Raw genomic sequence first — 17,296 nt, 5'->3', positions numbered from 1 at the left:
ACCCTTCTATTTACCTCTAGAAACTCAGGACAGGAATTGTATTAAAATTGAATTCCATTTAACTTATACTGGTATTCAGAAAAACCAATAAGGAGAGATGAGCAAGAAAAGAACTCTAGAAGTAAAAGGAACTGAAATCACAATCATTTATCAGAGCGAAACTGATTTTATAAGTCTAACAGACATGACGAGTAACTTTAATGAAGGTAGTGGCCTAATTGGAAAATGGATTACAACCAAAAATACGCTTGAATATCTCTCCATCTGGGAGTCAATCAATAATGTGGATTTCAATTACCCCGAATTCGGGGTAATTGAAAAGGAAGCAGGCGTGAATAGATTCATTATGTCAGTAGGGCAATGGATCATGAGAACTTCGGCAAAAGGCCTTATTGTTAAAGCAGGTAGATATGGAGGCACCTATGCGCACAAAGACATAGCCTTTCATTTTGCCATGTGGTTAAGTCCTGAATTTCAGATTTACCTTGTTAAAGAATTCCAACGTCTTAAAGAAGAAGACAACAACCGACTAAAGCTTGATTGGAACTTGCAGCGAACCTTAACCAAGGTGAATTATGTAATTCATACCGATGCTATAAAGGCAAACCTACTGCCATCAGCAGTAACAAAAACCCAAATTAACTTGGTATATGCCAGTGAAGCCGACATCCTGAACATGGCGCTCTTTGGTAAGACAGCTAAGCAATGGCGAACCGAAAACCCGTCAGCTGAAGGAAACATACGGGACGAAGCCACCATAGAACAGTTGGTAGTATTGAGCAATATGGAAAGTATAAATGCAGTGTTCATAAGCCAAGGCTTAACCCAAAGCGAGCGCTTGGTACAATTGAATAAAATGGCCATTACCCAAATGCAATCTTTGCTTAAAAGTGCTTCACTCAAAAAATTAAAGACTAACGATTAACCTCGTCACTTCTCTCATCATTCAAGCCTCAACCATTCTTTTAATCTTCGCAGTATTTCCCTGAGCCTGAACTCATTTTGTTTTATCTTCGCAGCCTCAAGCTCAATGAAAACACTGATTAAAATTTATTCCGTCTACGGCCTCGTTATTTTTGCGTTGGTTTTCATGGTTTTACTACCCTTTTTTCTTCTCGCCATTTTCATAAAACCATTAGAAAAAACAGCTGGTTTTCTCAATCACGTTTGGGCTAGGATGCTCTTCTTTTTCCTATTTCTTAATCGTTCTAAGATTGTTTACGAAGAAAAGCTAAGTCGAAAACAGCGTTATATTTTCTGCGCCAATCACTTCTCTTTTTTAGACATTCCCACCATGGGGCTTATCAACCATAATTATAAGTTTATAGGCAAAAGCTCTTTAAAGAAAATTCCATTATGGGGTTACATGTACAGCAAACTACATATTTTGGTAGATCGTAATAGCTTAAGAGGCCGGCATGCCAGCTGGGTGAAGTGTAAAGAAGCAGTAGAAAATGGTTATAGTATCACTTTTTTTCCCGAAGGTGGAATTTCAAGCAAAAACCCACCTGAGTTAGCCCGTTTTAAAGAAGGTAGCTTTAAAATAGCCATTGATGAACAAATTCCTGTTGTACCAGTAACAATTCATAACAATCATCTACTTTTACCCGATAAAAAACCTTTGATGATGCACTCAGGGCTTATCTCGCTTAAAGTGCATAAACCCATCTGGCCAAATGGCAATGACGATTTGGCCATGCAAGAATTAAAGGACAAAGTACGTTCCGTAATAGAACAAGAACTGACACAATACCATGCAGGTAGATAAAGAAACTTTACATCAAGTAGCTCATTTAGCCCGACTTAACATTAAGTCAGAAGAGGAAACTCAGCTACTGAATGACATGAGTGAGATTTTAACTTGGGTTGAAAAACTAAATGAATTAGATACTGAAGGTGTTGAGCCATTAACCCATATGACTCCTGAAGTAAACGTGTTCAGAAAGGACAAAGCAGAAACTTCTATTACTCAACAACAAGCCCTGAAAAATGCGCCTGTTGAAGACAATAAGTTTTTTAAAGTGCCAAAAGTGTTAAAATAACACCCCTTGGAAGATTCAAAGAACCACCTACTTTTAAAATACCTTAGTCGTTTTATTGGACTAACAGTTGCCATTACGGCCCTACTACTTCTATCTACCTTTTTCATAGGAGATGAATTTGTTTTGCCTTCTATCACAGATTTAGATTACATCAAGTCACCGCTGTTTCTAGAGTACTTTTCTATCAATGGAAAGCCAATGGGTATTGAACTCGATCAGATCGTAATTTGGCAGCAATTTAAAACTGGACGTTATCTTTTTTTGGAATGGCCTGAATACATTCTGTTCTCCCTTACCCTCATAGGTCTCGTTATTATCACAGTCACAATTACTTATTTAGAGCGTTTTTGGTATTTGATCTGTGCAGGTATCATGGTTTTCGTTTCCATAAATTTTGGTTTGGACGAGCTGGCCATTGGAGATCAATATTTTAGTTATGCATTTATCGGTGGCTTCCTAATTCTTAGCTACTATTTTCAAAGCATTAAAACCAACATTAGTTTTAAAATAAGACTAGCAGCCACTTTTCTAATGTTTAGTGGATTTACTCTTGTAGCAATATTGCTATCTCCTACCCCAGACCCTCAGTTTGTATGGTTTTCTTATGGTCTGCTTGCTCCACTTATTTTGGCTGCATTATATATTTTCTTTGTAGCTGGCGACAATTTCTTTTATCTGTTTAAAATAGCCACCCAAAATGCCCCATCGGGTAAAAATGCCTTGATTCACTTTTTGATTATTGGGGCAGTATATATTCTAGTATTGGCTTTACTATTTTTAAACCTAACAGGAAGAATCTCACTGAACTTAATATTAATAGAGCCTTATACAGTTTTATTGGTATCTGTAGCTTCAGGCTATTTTGTTCTAAAAACAAAGCTGCAAGTAGTAGAGTCTCATATACCCTTTGTTCTGATTAAAAATCTGCTTTACCCTGCGCTTGCTGCCATTACTCTTGCCGTAATTTTCTATGCCGAAATCACTGCAAATGACTCCTTAGTTCTTGCCATCAAAATGGCTATTGTTGCGCCCCATTTGGCCTTTGCTGTAGTCTATTATGTGTATTGCTTCATGAACTTCACTCCCGACTTACTGGCCAACAACCCTGCTTGGAAGTCTTTTTTTAGAGGAGAAAGAGCACCATTGCTAACTGCTAGGTTAGGCGTTATCCTCTTTCTGTTCGGAGTAGTTTTCTTTTTAAACTACAGACCGTATTACCAAATAAAAGCAGGGCAATACAATGCCCTAGGAGCATTGTCTGAAAAAATTGGGAATGACCTTTTAGCCGAACAATACTACAAACAATCGCTATTCTACGACTACTATGGTGTACGTGCAAATTATGGGCTAGCCATGATTGAAAAGGCCAACGGAAATCCTGCTCAAGCCACAAAAAGATTTAAGGAGTCAATTTTAAGAAGCGAGAACAACAAGCCAGCGCTTGCCCTTGCTCAATACTACTCTGACCAAGACCAACTTTTCAATAAGCTCCTTTCATTAAAGGATATCGAAAATGTATCTAATGATCAAAAAGTGATTAATAATCTAGCAATTGCTCATTATGAATTTTCGCATTTGGATACCGCCTTATTATTGATGGAAAGAGCTTATCAAAACAAATCAACACCGATTATTGCCAGCAATTTTCTTGCCTTAGACATTTCCTTAAAGGACAACCTAAACGTTGATTCCGTACTTAAGGCCACGTCTAAATTTGAAGATTTTAGTGTAATGACCAACCGACAGGCATTCGCCAATTCTACTGATGCTCAACCAGAATTAAAATTAAAAGCCTCAACAGATTCGTTCCTATTACTTGATGAACTTTACTATTTGTATAACGCTTCTCTCAATTCAAAAAGCAGCAACAAAGAGCTTATTGAGACTTTCGATAGATATATTGCTTACCCAAGAAACGTAGCCATTAAGGATTACCTTATGTTAGGAAAGGTAATTCAGCTCTACAACTCTGGAGAAGTAAATGAAACATTTAATCTATTAGATCAACTCATCGCTTCATATGGCCAAAATACAGGGCTTTACAGTTACATGAAAGCCATTTGGGCATACCAACAGGGCGCTTATGAACTCAGTTTTGTATTTCTTGGCGAGGCTCAGTCGTACAATTATGATCGTAACATTATTGCCACCACTTATTCAGATTTCCTTTCAAAAAGCATTGACCAACCCATAACTGGACTTCAAAAGAAGTGGGAAGAGTTTGAAAGCAGACAAGAGAGTTTAGGCCAAGAAGAGGAGAAAGCCACCTTATTTGATTTGGCCAATGAAAATGCTTTTGATGAGACTGTAACACTTCATGCTGTAGAAGCACTTAGGAGTATGAACACAGACTCAGGAGAAATATATGAAGTACTTCAGAAAGCAATAACCATCAACAAACGGAGTGTACTTTTATATGAAGCTTACATTTATCAGACCTTAGATGTAGGACTTCCGTTTTTCGGTACCTCAGCCTTAGAAACCTTATCAACTTTTGCCAGCAAAGACGAATTCGAAGAAATCAAAAAACAATTCGAGCAAAAGGAAAAACTTCTTCGGCAGCAAGCGATAACGCTAAGCAACTGAAAATGAATCGACAATAAACCCTTCAATCCATTTGAGTATCCGCTCAAGGAATAAATATTGATAGCGGTTATAGATTGCGTTGTTTTGTCTGTTGATTCGGCTCGACTATCAAGCTAGAATTAAACCTTTGATTATTTTTTTAGTCTTGATTTAAACTTTATTGAACATACATCCGTCATACGAATATGAAAACAGTAATCAGTACAAACGATATATCTAGAATCTATCAAATGGGAAGCGAAACTATTCGCGCCCTAAAATCGGTAACTATTGAAATTAAACAAGGAGAGTATGTTTCTTTCATGGGTCCGTCTGGTTCTGGTAAATCTACTCTAATGAATATGATTGGCTGTCTAGATACACCTTCTGGCGGACGCTATATTCTTAACGGAATGGATGTTAGTGACATGACAGAAAACGAATTGGCTGAAGTTCGAAATAAAGAAATTGGCTTCGTTTTCCAAACGTTCAACCTTTTGCCTCGCGCAAGTTCATTAGAGAACGTTGCACTTCCTTTGATTTACGCAGGTTACAGCAAATCTGAAAGAGAAGAAAGAGCATTAGCCGCTTTGGCTGGTGTTGGTTTGGCAGATAGAGCACACCACAGACCTAATGAGCTTTCTGGTGGTCAGCGTCAAAGAGTTGCTATTGCAAGAGCACTTGTAAACGATCCTTCGATTATACTTGCCGATGAGCCAACAGGTAACCTCGATACTAAGACGTCATACGACATCATGGATTTGTTCGCCAACCTTCATGACAAAGGCAACACAATCATTATGGTAACTCACGAAGATGACATTGCGCAGTACTCTCACAGAATTGTTAGAATGCGAGATGGTTTGATCGAAACTGATACCGTGAACGAAAGTCCAACTAGAGGCAATCCAATGAAAGAAGCAGCAGCCAAGGCCGCAGCAGAAGCACACTAATTATTGTGAAGATATATACAAAAACAGGAGATTCAGGCACCACCTCATTATTGGGTGGTGCTCGTGTTTCTAAGGCACACCTCCGAATAGAAGCTTACGGAACAGTAGACGAATTGAACTCTTTCTTAGGAGTACTTCGTGACCAACCCGTGAATGAAAAGAGACTGGCGTTACTTAAAGAGATTCAGGATAGGCTTTTCACCCTTGGAGCCGAGCTGGCAACTGAGCCTGGTAAGGACAAAGTGGTAAAACCCGATCTTCTTCCATCAGATATTGAATTGCTTGAAAAAGAAATGGACGAAATGGAAAAAGATCTTGAGCCATTAAAGAATTTCATTCTACCAGGAGGTCATCCATCCGTTTCATATGCCCATGTAGCTCGTTGTGTTTGCCGCAGGGCCGAGCGAATCTGTATTGCCTTAAATAATGAGTCTCCAGTAGACAGTTTGGTCATTCAATATCTCAATCGCCTTTCAGATTTCTTTTTTATGTTGGGAAGAAAAATAGCGCAAGAGCTTGGTATTGAAGAAGTAAAGTGGGAGCCCAGAAAAAATAAGTAAGTATTCACTGATTACACACTTTTAAACTGCGTTTCGAGAATCATCTAAAAAAGCGCCTTCTCTTTACGTGCAAATAAAATTTACAGATTAATTTTTCGTTAGAATAAATTAAACGAAATAAAATTCTGTTTCACAAATCCACATCACTCTTATTAAGAACATTTCACGGTTTCGATCTGTTTGATGCAAACTCGAAGTTTTGTAAATTTGAATTCATTTCCCTTTAATCCATCGGCATATGACAGAGACAATTGATATTTCCGTAAACAAGGTAAGTCAATCTAAAATTGGTACCCTTGATGTTCACAATATCCCATTTGCGAAGATTTATTCTGACCATATGTTTGAGGCTGACTATAGAGATGGTGAATGGAAGAATTTCAGAATTGTACCTTATCAAAATATATCGGTAAGCCCAGCAAATAATACTTTGCACTACGCCATCACTGTGTTTGAAGGAATGAAAGCCTACAAAAACGATGCTGGTGAAGTATTGCTTTTCAGACCAGAAGCAAACGCTAAAAGGTTAAACATTTCTGCAGAAAGAATGTGTATTCCTGAATTGCCAGAAGAGCTTTTTATGGAAGCCTTAACCACTTTAATCGAGTTAGATAGCCAATGGGTACCTTCTGTACCTGGTACCTCATTGTACATCCGTCCTTTCATTTTCGCAACAGACGAATACATTGGGATCAGACCTTCTGACACTTTTAAATTCATGATTATCACCTGCCCAGTAGGTGCTTATTATTCTGCTCCTGTTAATGTGAAAATCGAAACCAAATTCTCACGAGCATTCCAAGGCGGAACTGGTTTTGCCAAAGCAGGCGGAAATTATGCTGCCAGCCTTTACCCAGCAAAAATGGCCAAGGCTCAAGGTTTCGACCAGTTGATTTGGACTGATGCAGAAACGCACGAATACATTGAAGAATCAGGTACAATGAACGTAATGTTCATTATTGACAATACTCTTATTACAGCTCCAGCGAGTGGCACCATTCTTAAAGGAATTACTAGAGACAGTGTATTGACTTTAGCCCGCGACTGGGGTATGAAAGTAGAAGAACGTAAAGTACCTGTAAAAGAAATAGTTGAAGCGGCCAAAAACGGTACGCTTCAGGAGGCTTTTGGTGTGGGTACAGCGGCTACTATCGCACATATTGCTCGTATTGGTTTCGAAGATGAAGTTTATGATTTAGGGCCAATTGCTGAAAGAGAATTTTCTAACAAAGTACTTTTCGAACTGGATAGAATTAAAACAGGTAAGGTAGAAGACAAGTTTAATTGGACTTTAAAGGTTTAATTTAACATTCCTTAACCAGTTTTTTTCTTTAATTGCAGGCCTATGAAAGCAAAATGGCCATTCTTTGTACTCTGCCTTTTATTTGTATCTGAGGCAGCATTTTCTCAAACCTACATGGTAGTGAGAAAAAAAGGCTCTATGCGCAAGTTCGAATATTTTGAAGGCTCTACAATTGTATATAAGCAAAAAGGGCAAGAAGTATTCTTTACCGACCGAATCACGGAATTTGCAGATAGCACTTTGGTTTTAGAAAACAACATTCTACATACAAGCCAAATTACAGAGATTGATGTGCGAGGGGCGGAATCTAATCGTTCAAAATTCTTGAGAGCATCTGAAACGCTTTTACCAACTGCAGGCATTGGTTTAATGGCCATAGACCTCTTCAATCATACAGTAGTAGATGGGCAAAGCTTTTCGCTAGATCGTAGCACAACCACCACCGCTGCTATTCTTGTGGCTACAGGCTATACCATGAAGCTTGCAAGAAGAAAAAAGGTAGACCTCACCAATCCTAAATTTGAGGTTTATATTGTTGGGTTAAAGTAATTCAAAAATCAATCACGATACCAAAAGTGGGAATTGTAGAACCATTGTTGGTATCTGGTATTTCGATCAGGCTTCTAGGCATAATCACTTCGCCATTATCATCTAAATCAAGGCCATACTGAGGTGCTTGAGGTAATTTGCTTCCCAAAAGGTTTGTCACCTCAACAAACAAATTGAGCGACCAGTTAGTATAGTTCCACTTCTTATCTATCCTAACGTCCAACGAATTGTAAGCTCTTAATCGCTCATTCCCAAGCCTATCATAATCATTAATAATGGTAGGGTAAGAATCTTCGGTAGCCTCTATATTAACGGGTATAAAAGGAGCTTTACCTAAAAAACGATTTCGGACTCCTAATTCCCAATTGTTATTAAGTTTATAGCCACCAGTAAAAGTCAATAAGTGACGGTTATCCCATAATGCCGGACGATACCCTGTATCATTCAAGTCTGTATATTCACTCCAAAAAAGAGTATAGGCCAAAATGCCGTAGAATCGTTTATTCAGCTTTTGCTGATATAAAAACTCAGCTCCATAGGCACGCCCTTTTCCTATGCTGGAAATATTCTCGCTGCCAAACACTTCAAAATCTCCCCCTAAATTGGCCAAAGAAACTCCATTTCTAATTGAAACTGGATAATTTGAATAGCGCTTATAGAACCCTTCAATCGTAAATCGGGTAGATAGTCTAGGCAAGTATTCTAAGCCCATTACATAATGATCTGTTCTAATGTAATCGGCATCTTGGTTTAGCAACTCCCCAGTGTTACTTCTAAAACCCAAAATGGTATAGGGAGGTATTTTAAAATAGCGACCCGTAGCGGCATTCAATGTTAATTTTTCTGATAAGTGATAAGCCAACGAAAGCCGAGGCGAAAAATGAGCCATATCACCTGTGCCATTATCAGTAAATGAGTCTACATCGTTCCTGATACCAAAGGATACATCGAGCTTATTATCAATAAAACTTTTAGCTGCTTGAGCAAAAACACCATACTTATAGAAATCAATTTCTGAATTAAAATTGATGCTGTTCTCATCATCAAAAGTAGAGTTTTGATACTCTGCTCTTTGTATGCTTAAACCGTAAGAAAGAGACCAATCACCCAAAAATTTGGTAGCCTCAACCCTGAGTTTCTGTTCTACTTCTCTAGAGTTATTACTGAACAATAAACCATTTTCAGCTATGTTGTCGCTATACCTCACAAACTCATTGTTCAAGACATTACCACTGAGGGTTGTTCTTAAAAAACCATTGTTCATTCTGTGTTTCCAACTTAAGCCCAAAGTCGAAGTCCATTGTTCAATAATTGGAATTTGATCCAATGTAGCCTGTTGCTCTTCCGTAATATCATCTGAAGCATTCACACTGAAATTATCAATTGAACCTACGCCAATCAAGGAAATTTCATTTCTCTCGTCAATCTTATGATCTACTTTATATTGGTAATCCCAGTAATCGGGTAGAAATGGGAGGTCAATCAATTTGAAAAGAAACTGTAAATACGACCTTCTCGCGGAAATTATAAAAGTGGTTTTGGCCTGTTCGTCTTCTTTGGGTAAAGCCAATGGCCCTTCGAAAGTTAACGCTGCTTCACTAGCGCCAAGTCTAAAGTTGAGATTTCTGTTCCGTGAGTTTCCGTTGCGCTGATTAAACTGTAGCACTCCAGAAAGCGCATTATCATATTTGGCAGAAAACGAGCTTGTACTCAGCGTTACATCTTCAATAAACGATACATTGAGTAGCCCTACTGGTCCGCCAGCACTGCCCTGAGTAGCAAAGTGGTTAATGTTAGGAATTTCTACTCCATCTAAATAATAGACATTTTCACTGGGGCCCCCACCTCTAATTATGATGTCGTTTCTAAAACCCACGGAACCAGATACGCCAGGTAAGGACTGAACAACCTTGGCTATGTCGTTATTTCCGCCAGGGTAAGTAGCAATTTCTTCTCTCGATAAATTCTGAATGGAGTTTGGGTTTTCTATTTTGGCAGGAAAAGGACTGGCTGTTACAACAACAGCATCCAATTCATCCAATACCTCTTCCAACCCAAAAATTAATTCAGCATTTCCTGCAGAACGCACTATTACATTGAATTTAACTTGAGGTTTAAAACCAACAAATCGCGCCTCCACTTTATAGGTTTGTGTAGGTATTTTTTCAATTTTAAAAAAACCGTTGGCATCCGTAACCGCACCCAAACTGGTTTCGGCTAAACTCACGGTAGCACCAATTAAAGGTTGTTGGTCTTTGGCTGAATAAACATAGCCCTGAAGTGTAGTTTGGCTTTGCCCTAATAATTGAAAAGAAAAACTTAAGCTTAAAAAAAGGAATACAAAAAAAGCGGACTTCATATCAATCTGTTACCTATATTTTTTCAGCTGTTTATACAACACCTGCATATCCTTAGGGTAATCTGCTTTTACAGTAATTTGTTCAGAAAAATTATTGAAAGATAGGGCGTAGGCATGAAGTGCAAATCGCTGAATGATTGGTCTTTCCTCTTCTTCTCTACTTAAATTAAATTTCTTTTTTAGTTGAGAAAGGAAAAGTGGCTTGCCTCCATACATCTCATCATTTATAATTGGCGCCTTTAAAGTAGCCAAGTGAATTCTAATCTGATGCATTCGGCCTGTGATAGGCCTGCACTCAATTAGTGAATTAGACTTGTAGTTTTCTAGTGTGGTAAAGTAGGTCTCGGCTTCTTTTCCCTTTTCTTTATTAATCACCACCATTCCTTTATCTAATGGTAAAATAGAAAGTGCTACGCGTTCTTCTCTAAACTCGGTGAGCCCATCTACAAACGCATGGTATATTTTATTGATATTTCTTTTTTCGAATTGAATAGAAGCATGGCGGTAGGCCTCTGGGCTCTTAGCCAAAAGCAAACATCCTGAAGTATCTTTATCTAATCTATGGCAAACAGAAAGGTGCTCGGAATACGCCTTTGCCAATTTCTGAACATTCTGAGGATCGTTTCTATCATCGAGTGAAGCCATATGAGCAGGCTTGTTCACCACCAAAAAATGATCGTTTTCGTAGCAGATTAAATCTTCAAATTTAAGTTTCATGAATGAGCAAGGTCTGGGTAACGGTCTTAATCTTCAGACTCAAATTCGTCATCGTCTGTCGAATCTAAGTCTTCTTCTTTCGACAAAGGTAATTTAAAACTGAATGTAGACCCCTTACCAAAGGTACTAATCACCGATACTTTAGAATTATGGGCTTCCATGATGTGTTTTACGATAGCCAAACCTAAGCCTGTGCCACCCTTTCTTCCTTTAGATCGGCTTTTTTCAACCCTAAAGAAACGCTCAAAAACCCTTGATAAATCTTCTGGTGGAATGCCCATGCCTGTATCTCTTACCGAAACGGTAACATGCCCCCCAGAGGAAACGCTAAATCCCAAGATAATCTCCCCTTCATCTGTGTACTTATTGGCATTGGACACCAAGTTTGTAAGCACACGATAAATTTTTTCGGAATCGGCATATACAAAAATAGGATGATTGTATTCTTGATCGAAACCAATATACAGTCCTTTCCTTTCTACCTTATTCTCAAATTGATCTAGCACTTCGTTGGCCATTTCAATAATATTGAAATGCTCGAAATGCATTTTAGTTTCTCCCAGCTCAATCTGAGAAAGGGTAAGCAAATCATGAATGAGCGCATCTAAACTGTCTAAGCTTTTGGCTGCTCTTTTCAAAAATTTGATTCTTACTTTACTGTCGTCAATTGCGCCATCTAAAAGGGTATGCACAAAGCCCTGCGCAGCAAATACGGGGGTCTTTAGTTCGTGACTTACATCGGCCAAAAACTCTCTTCTAAAAGCCTCTACTTTTTTAAGCTCTTCAATCTCTCGCTGACGACCCGCAGCATAAGTATAGATTTCTTGATTGATCCTTTTTAATGGATTAAGATGTTTACGCTCTTCTTCCTCTTCAATAAATGAAAAGTTCTTCTTGCGGATTTTATTCAGTACTTCATAAATTCTACTGATTTCCTTAAAAACCAGAAATTCGAAGGTGACGTAAGCGAAGATATAGGTTGCTGCAAACGAAATCAGGCCCCCAATAATGAGCGCCTGAACAGGTATTTCCGACACCAACGACAGAAATGCAGTGGTAATTAGACCTACTACAGAGGCCAAAAGCAATGCAACTGCCTTGGAATTAAAAAGCATTATTAATTAGATTCAAACTTATAGCCCACTCCTTTTACAGTGGTTATGTACCCATCTCCTATTTTTTCGCGAACCTTTCTAATGTGTACGTCCACAGTTCTGGCCAACACATAAACATCTGTTCCCCAAATGTTCTGCAATAAGTCATCGCGACTAAACACTTTATTAGGGTTCTGGGCTAGAAAATAGAGTAATTCGAACTCCTTTTTAGGCAAAGTAAACTGGTTATCCAGAATCGTAACCGTATAGCTTGTCTTGTCAATCGTAAGATCACCAATTGTTACTTTCGGTATCGATTTTCCTTTTTTCTCTTTTCGGAAGTGGGCACTGATTCGACTCATCAAAGCGCGAGGCTTAATGGGTTTAGTAATGTAATCATCCGCACCTGCATCAAAAGCAGCCACCTCAGAATACTCTTCAGCCCTAGCCGTTAGAAAAGTAATATGGGCATTTACCATTTCGGGCAGCTCTCTAATTTGCCGACAAGTTTCTACTCCATCTTGGTGGGGCATCATAATGTCTAACAATACCAATTCTGGTTGAAATGTTTTTGCGATTTGCACTCCCTTCTTGCCATCTTCAGCTACTTTCACATCGTAGCCTTCTTTAACAAGGTTGTATTTTAGTAGTTCAAGGATATCCGGATCATCGTCTACCACAAGTACTCGGTGGTTTTGCTTAGCACCCATAATTTAAAAATTAGTATTTCCTCAGTTCGATATGAGCAAATATATCTAAAAATTAAGAGCCCGATCTTAAAAAAATCAGATTTACTGAACAATCGCTAGCGGATGTCGCAGGTTCTTTACACTCTTGACGTCAACTTCTAAATAACCAACAAATATTTTGGCTTGAAACTTTAACGGGATTTTATTGAGGTCATCAGATAACCACACTTTCAAAGTATTATCTTCTTCAAAAAGACCATCCTTCTTCATAATTGGTACCAAAACCAAGGCATTAACTTTACCCAATTTCGTTTTCACTACTTCCCTACCCATAAACTTGATACTGAAGGGTTTTTCTTTGTCGTCAAAAAAAGTATTGATGGTAATAATTTCGCCTTCTTTAATTTTGTCAAAATCAATCATTCGTAAATAGTAATAACCACTCACCATGTCTTGCATTTCGTTGGTGGTCATATCATGATCAATCTTTTCTTTTAGCTGTCTATTTTCTTTCTCAAGTTTGGCAACAGTTACTTTCTTTTCACTCTGATCAAAGTATAAAATCTCATTTTTACGGAAGCGGCCTTCAGAAATAAAACGATAAAATTGATGTGGCACATAGCGGGTAGTATCGAAATAAGTACCCCAGTTATCTCTCACTGGTGAAAAGAAATCGAAAATTCCAGATGTATTTGCAAAAACATCGATTTTGAAAGTTGGCCTGCCTTTCATGGTGTAGATTATATCACTAATCTTCAATTGAGCTTCTGCCGCTTTTATAAAGCCAACAGTTGCCTTAAGTTCTATTTCTTCCCCAGATTTAAAAGGTTTTTCCTTTGATAACTGATAACCTTGGGCGGTCATTTGCAAGCAAAGGGTTGACAGAAAAAAGATTAGGAGTAAGTGCTTCATTACATTTTTTATACTCCAATTGACAAAGGTCATACCAAAAACTCTGATTATAATGAGGGATACTTTGATTTAAGGTACTCAAGATAACGCTTTAAATCACCTTGGAACTTCAAATTTAATTCATCTTCCAATACTTGCTGTTGCGAATTGTACCTTAAGTAAGACATAAAGAAAGTATTATTGGGTATATAAGTCTTAAAAAATCCTTTGTACACTTCTGACTTAAAGTTAAGCGTATCAAAGTCACTTCTAATCTGATCGATCTTATTTTTCTTCAACTCTTTTTTCTCCCCCACAGGCAAATTCACCATGGCTTTGTATAGAGAATCTAGCCCCTTAAAAGATTGCAAAATATAGTTTTTAAACATTAGTTCATCTTCAATTTCGCCTTGATACTGAGCTACTTCTAGAGAAGCTTCACCATATTTTGAACTTAAGTACATTATAGCGCCCCTATCGCCAATAAATGAAGCTAGGTTTTCATTAAAAGTAACCGAATCTTTAACAAACAAGGTACCATGAGTAAGTTCGTGAATTAGCAAACTAGCCAAATCTCCTTCCGAACGATTCAGCATATTGGAAAGGATGGGGTCTTTAAACCAGCCCAAAGTAGACCAGCCTCCTGCTGTTCTCACTCCTACATCTAAGCTATCTTGAGCTTTTATTTCGTTAGCTAAATCAACCGCTTTCTGGCGATCAAAAAATCCCTTATATGGAAAATTACCCACTATGGGGAATTTCCAGGTTTTTGGTGTGAAGCTGTATGGGTCGCAAGCCGTAACTACATACATAGATGCTTTCCCTTGTTGATCAAATATTTCAGTATAGTTTTCGGAGTAATTTATTCCTAATGAATCGAAAGCAAAGGATCTGATTTGATTAACCAACAATGCTTTTTGTCTGAGCGAATCTGGTGTTAGCGGATTCGTAATAAATTCATCAAGCGAAACAGTGTTATTCACCACATTCAACTGCCCTTTTAATTGAAGCAAGCCATACCTGATCAATTGAAAGTTCCAAACACAAAAGATAATGATCAACGCGACCACTCCTAAACCAATCCTTTTTAGCCACTTCTTCATACCAAATATTCATACGAAAATAAGCCTTATTTATTAAAAAGTTGGGTTGTGAATTGAAAGCATTCCCACTATCTTCACAAACTATTCTGAACAAAATACCCAATCAATAATGAGTGATAAGTCTGAAAAATTAAAAGCATTACAGTTAACCATAGATAAACTCGAGAAGTCTTACGGTAAGGGTGCTGTAATGAAATTGAGTGATGAAAAGGTGGTTGATTTACCCTCTATTTCAACTGGTTCTTTGGGATTAGATATAGCCCTTGGAATTGGAGGAATTCCGCGCGGAAGAGTAGTTGAAGTATACGGTCCAGAGTCTTCAGGTAAAACTACCCTTTCTATGCACTGTATTGCGGAAGCGCAGAAAAAAGGAGGCCTCGCTGCTTTTATTGATGCGGAACATGCTTTTGATAAAGCATATGCCGAAAAACTGGGCATCGACACTGAAAACTTGTTAATCTCTCAACCAGACAATGGTGAGCAGGCTTTGGAGATTGCCGAACACCTTATTCGTTCTGGTGCTATTGATATTATCGTAATTGACTCTGTGGCCGCCTTAGTACCTAAAGCTGAGCTTGAAGGCGAAATGGGCGATAGTAAAATGGGATTGCAAGCCAGGTTGATGTCTCAGGCATTGAGAAAACTAACGGGAGCAATTAATAAAACAGGTTGTTGCTGTATTTTCATTAACCAATTGAGAGAGAAAATTGGAGTGATGTTTGGCAATCCAGAAACCACAACGGGTGGTAACGCACTAAAATTCTATGCTTCTGTAAGACTTGACATAAGAAGAATTGGGCAGATTAAAGAAAGTGCCGACAATATTCTAGGCAACAGAACAAGGGTTAAAGTGGTAAAAAACAAAGTGGCTCCTCCGTTTAAAGTTGTTGAGTTCGACATAATGTATGGCCAAGGAATTTCTAAGGCAGGTGAAATAATCGATATTGGTGTTGAAATGGAGATTGTGAAAAAAGCAGGCTCTTGGTTCTCTTATAATGGAGAAAAACTTGGCCAAGGCCGTGACTCCGTGAAAGCTCTTATTGAAGACAATCCAGAACTAATGGATGAACTGGAAAGAAAGATCAAAGCTAGAATCAATGGTGAAGATGTTGCTGAAGCAGCTTCAGCAAAGTAATAGCAATCACCATAAACAGAAAAGGCCGAACTACATAATGTGGTTCGGCCTTTTCTATTTTAACTTCTTTAGTTTGACTTAACCAGCCCTCATTGCCTCTACAGGATCTAATCGTGCTGCTTTAGCAGATGGCACTATTCCGGAAACTACTCCAATAACAGACGATACTACTACGCCTAGTAATATATTCTTCAAACTAAGTGAAATCTCTAGCCCCCCAGCTGGAATAAAAGTGAGGAAGTACACAATTAAAACTCCTGCCACTCCTCCAATAAGACAAAGGAAAATGGCCTCGAACAAGAACTGGAAAAGAATAAAATAGTTTTTGGCTCCTAATGATTTTTGAATTCCAATGATCTTGGTTCGCTCTTGTACCGAAACAAACATGATGTTCATAATTCCGAAACCTCCAACCAAAATAGAAAATCCTCCAATGATCCAGCCCGCATACCCTACAATATCAAATACTTGACCAATGGCATCGGCAATAGCTTCTGGTCGGTTCAGTGCAAAATTAGATTCTTCTTTTGGTTTTAAGCCTCTTACCTTTCTTAGCATTCCCTCCATTTCATTCTGAAGTTCTACTAAGCCAATATCTTCTACATAACCTTTGGCGGCAATAGTAGGGCTTACACCAAACCTACCCACATAGAACATTTTGGTAAACATTTTATATGGTATATAAATTCTTTCGTCACTACTCGGAGTTCCTAAAAGGCTTTTCCCTTCCTTAGCTAAAACACCAATTACAACTAATTTCTGACCTCGGGTTGTAATGCTTTTCCCAATCGGAGATTCGAAAGGAAATAAAGATTTAGCCACTTCATCGCCAATAATTGTTACGTTACGTCCTCCTTCAATCTCTTGTGGAGTAAAGTAGCGCCCATTTAAAATGTCAACTTCGTACACATCTTTGTACTCGTTGCTTATTCCATAAATATTAATGCTGTTAATGCTACTGCTTTTATACTTCATGGTGCTGTTTCTAGTACCATAGAAAGTAACATGGCTTGCATTTTTTAAATTTGACTTTAGAAACTCGAACTCATCATAGGTATTTGATGGCCTTCTAAAATAAATATAGAAAGGAACGTTAGGGTCACGCTCTACAAAATTCATTTTATCAACGCTCACTACATTAGACCCCAAGAAGGAAAAACTATCTTTAATATTTTTCTCTAGGGAATCTACCACAGTAAACACAGCTATAATCAGCATGATACCAATAGTAACCCCCAATAGAGAGAGCATTGTTCTAAGTAAGTTGGTCGACAGTACTTGCCAAGCAAACCTAATGCTTTCTCCAAGTAACTTTAAAAACATTCCCACGCGTTGC

The 17,296-nt window shown here is 38.2% G+C and carries 16 protein-coding genes; 9 read left to right on the top strand and 7 right to left on the bottom strand.

Annotated elements, in window-relative coordinates:
• The first annotated feature begins 97 nt into the window (after window positions 1-97).
• The 8 genes from AAC026_RS11870 to AAC026_RS11835 all read left to right on the top strand — a co-directional run bounded on the left by AAC026_RS11870 (window position 98) and on the right by AAC026_RS11835 (window position 7,972).
• Entirely contained in the window at window positions 98-925 is an 828-nt protein-coding gene (locus tag AAC026_RS11870; RefSeq protein WP_339698251.1) for a KilA-N domain-containing protein, read from the top strand.
• Between the two features lie 105 nt (window positions 926-1,030).
• The gene (locus AAC026_RS11865; RefSeq protein WP_339698248.1) at window positions 1,031-1,768 is read left to right on the top strand and encodes a lysophospholipid acyltransferase family protein; all 738 of its coding nucleotides are present in this window, start codon (window positions 1,031-1,033) and stop codon (window positions 1,766-1,768) included.
• Window positions 1,755-2,042 (top strand): Asp-tRNA(Asn)/Glu-tRNA(Gln) amidotransferase subunit GatC, encoded by a 288-nt coding sequence (gatC, locus tag AAC026_RS11860; protein ID WP_339698245.1) that lies wholly within the window; start codon window positions 1,755-1,757, stop codon window positions 2,040-2,042. Before AAC026_RS11865 ends, gatC begins: the two co-directional genes overlap by 14 nt.
• A 6-nt stretch (window positions 2,043-2,048) precedes the next feature.
• Complete coding sequence (locus tag AAC026_RS11855) at window positions 2,049-4,628, top strand: hypothetical protein (protein WP_339698242.1); 2,580 nt, start codon at window positions 2,049-2,051, stop codon at window positions 4,626-4,628.
• A 185-nt stretch (window positions 4,629-4,813) separates the two neighbouring features.
• Entirely contained in the window at window positions 4,814-5,560 is a 747-nt protein-coding gene (locus AAC026_RS11850; protein ID WP_339607932.1) for an ABC transporter ATP-binding protein, read from the top strand.
• A 5-nt stretch (window positions 5,561-5,565) separates the two neighbouring features.
• The gene (locus AAC026_RS11845; protein WP_339698240.1) at window positions 5,566-6,120 is read left to right on the top strand and encodes a cob(I)yrinic acid a,c-diamide adenosyltransferase; all 555 of its coding nucleotides are present in this window, start codon (window positions 5,566-5,568) and stop codon (window positions 6,118-6,120) included.
• Between the two features lie 238 nt (window positions 6,121-6,358).
• A complete protein-coding gene (locus AAC026_RS11840) occupies window positions 6,359-7,423 on the top strand; it encodes a branched-chain amino acid aminotransferase (protein ID WP_339607934.1) in 1,065 nt (354 codons plus the stop codon).
• 42 nt (window positions 7,424-7,465) lie between these two features.
• The gene (locus tag AAC026_RS11835; RefSeq protein WP_339698239.1) at window positions 7,466-7,972 is read left to right on the top strand and encodes a hypothetical protein; all 507 of its coding nucleotides are present in this window, start codon (window positions 7,466-7,468) and stop codon (window positions 7,970-7,972) included.
• Window position 7,973: 1 nt separating this feature from the next.
• Here the strand turns inward: AAC026_RS11835 and AAC026_RS11830 are convergent, their stop codons facing one another.
• The 6 genes from AAC026_RS11830 to AAC026_RS11805 form a co-directional block, all read right to left on the bottom strand.
• A complete protein-coding gene (locus AAC026_RS11830) occupies window positions 7,974-10,331 on the bottom strand; it encodes a TonB-dependent receptor (RefSeq protein ID WP_339698237.1) in 2,358 nt (785 codons plus the stop codon).
• Window positions 10,332-10,340: 9 nt separating this feature from the next.
• Entirely contained in the window at window positions 10,341-11,048 is a 708-nt protein-coding gene (locus AAC026_RS11825; protein ID WP_339607937.1) for an RluA family pseudouridine synthase, read from the bottom strand.
• A 26-nt stretch (window positions 11,049-11,074) separates the two neighbouring features.
• Window positions 11,075-12,163, bottom strand: coding sequence for a HAMP domain-containing sensor histidine kinase (locus AAC026_RS11820; RefSeq protein ID WP_339698234.1), 1,089 nt, complete (start codon window positions 12,161-12,163; stop codon window positions 11,075-11,077).
• Between the two features lie 2 nt (window positions 12,164-12,165).
• On the bottom strand, window positions 12,166-12,852 hold the full coding sequence (locus AAC026_RS11815) for a response regulator transcription factor (RefSeq protein WP_339607939.1): 687 nt from the start codon (window positions 12,850-12,852) through the stop codon (window positions 12,166-12,168).
• A gap of 81 nt (window positions 12,853-12,933) precedes the next feature.
• Complete coding sequence (locus AAC026_RS11810) at window positions 12,934-13,743, bottom strand: DUF3108 domain-containing protein (protein WP_339607940.1); 810 nt, start codon at window positions 13,741-13,743, stop codon at window positions 12,934-12,936.
• A gap of 47 nt (window positions 13,744-13,790) precedes the next feature.
• Window positions 13,791-14,825, bottom strand: a complete 1,035-nt coding sequence (locus AAC026_RS11805) for an aminopeptidase (RefSeq protein ID WP_339698232.1) — start codon at window positions 14,823-14,825, stop codon at window positions 13,791-13,793.
• 109 nt (window positions 14,826-14,934) lie between these two features.
• Between AAC026_RS11805 and recA the strand changes: the two genes are divergently transcribed.
• On the top strand, window positions 14,935-15,960 hold the full coding sequence (recA, locus tag AAC026_RS11800) for a recombinase RecA (RefSeq protein ID WP_339607942.1): 1,026 nt from the start codon (window positions 14,935-14,937) through the stop codon (window positions 15,958-15,960).
• A gap of 78 nt (window positions 15,961-16,038) precedes the next feature.
• Here recA and AAC026_RS11795 read toward each other — a convergent pair whose 3' ends face one another.
• Window positions 16,039-17,283: an ABC transporter permease gene (locus tag AAC026_RS11795; protein ID WP_339698451.1), complete on the bottom strand. Its 1,245-nt coding sequence runs from the start codon at window positions 17,281-17,283 to the stop codon at window positions 16,039-16,041.
• Between the last annotated feature and the right edge of the window lie 13 nt (window positions 17,284-17,296).

Source organism: uncultured Roseivirga sp. (genome assembly GCF_963973945.1).
Classification (GTDB): domain Bacteria; phylum Bacteroidota; class Bacteroidia; order Cytophagales; family Cyclobacteriaceae; genus Roseivirga.
The sequence above is the reverse complement of the archived record's forward strand: the minus strand, read 5'-3'. Positions and strand labels throughout refer to the sequence as shown.

What these genes read in the sequence shown, in the direction of transcription:
- AAC026_RS11830 (WP_339698237.1), bottom strand. Translation starts at nt 10,331, where the DNA reads ATGAAGTCCGCTTTTTTTGTATTCCTTTTTTTAAGCTTAAGTTTTTCT.
- AAC026_RS11865 (WP_339698248.1), top strand. Translation starts at nt 1,031, where the DNA reads ATGAAAACACTGATTAAAATTTATTCCGTCTACGGCCTCGTTATTTTT.
- AAC026_RS11825 (WP_339607937.1), bottom strand. Translation starts at nt 11,048, where the DNA reads ATGAAACTTAAATTTGAAGATTTAATCTGCTACGAAAACGATCATTTT.
- AAC026_RS11795 (WP_339698451.1), bottom strand. Translation starts at nt 17,283, where the DNA reads ATGTTTTTAAAGTTACTTGGAGAAAGCATTAGGTTTGCTTGGCAAGTA.
- recA (WP_339607942.1), top strand. Translation starts at nt 14,935, where the DNA reads ATGAGTGATAAGTCTGAAAAATTAAAAGCATTACAGTTAACCATAGAT.
- AAC026_RS11820 (WP_339698234.1), bottom strand. Translation starts at nt 12,163, where the DNA reads ATGCTTTTTAATTCCAAGGCAGTTGCATTGCTTTTGGCCTCTGTAGTA.
- AAC026_RS11835 (WP_339698239.1), top strand. Translation starts at nt 7,466, where the DNA reads ATGAAAGCAAAATGGCCATTCTTTGTACTCTGCCTTTTATTTGTATCT.
- AAC026_RS11805 (WP_339698232.1), bottom strand. Translation starts at nt 14,825, where the DNA reads ATGAAGAAGTGGCTAAAAAGGATTGGTTTAGGAGTGGTCGCGTTGATC.
- AAC026_RS11850 (WP_339607932.1), top strand. Translation starts at nt 4,814, where the DNA reads ATGAAAACAGTAATCAGTACAAACGATATATCTAGAATCTATCAAATG.
- AAC026_RS11810 (WP_339607940.1), bottom strand. Translation starts at nt 13,743, where the DNA reads ATGAAGCACTTACTCCTAATCTTTTTTCTGTCAACCCTTTGCTTGCAA.
- AAC026_RS11870 (WP_339698251.1), top strand. Translation starts at nt 98, where the DNA reads ATGAGCAAGAAAAGAACTCTAGAAGTAAAAGGAACTGAAATCACAATC.
- AAC026_RS11840 (WP_339607934.1), top strand. Translation starts at nt 6,359, where the DNA reads ATGACAGAGACAATTGATATTTCCGTAAACAAGGTAAGTCAATCTAAA.
- gatC (WP_339698245.1), top strand. Translation starts at nt 1,755, where the DNA reads ATGCAGGTAGATAAAGAAACTTTACATCAAGTAGCTCATTTAGCCCGA.
- AAC026_RS11815 (WP_339607939.1), bottom strand. Translation starts at nt 12,852, where the DNA reads ATGGGTGCTAAGCAAAACCACCGAGTACTTGTGGTAGACGATGATCCG.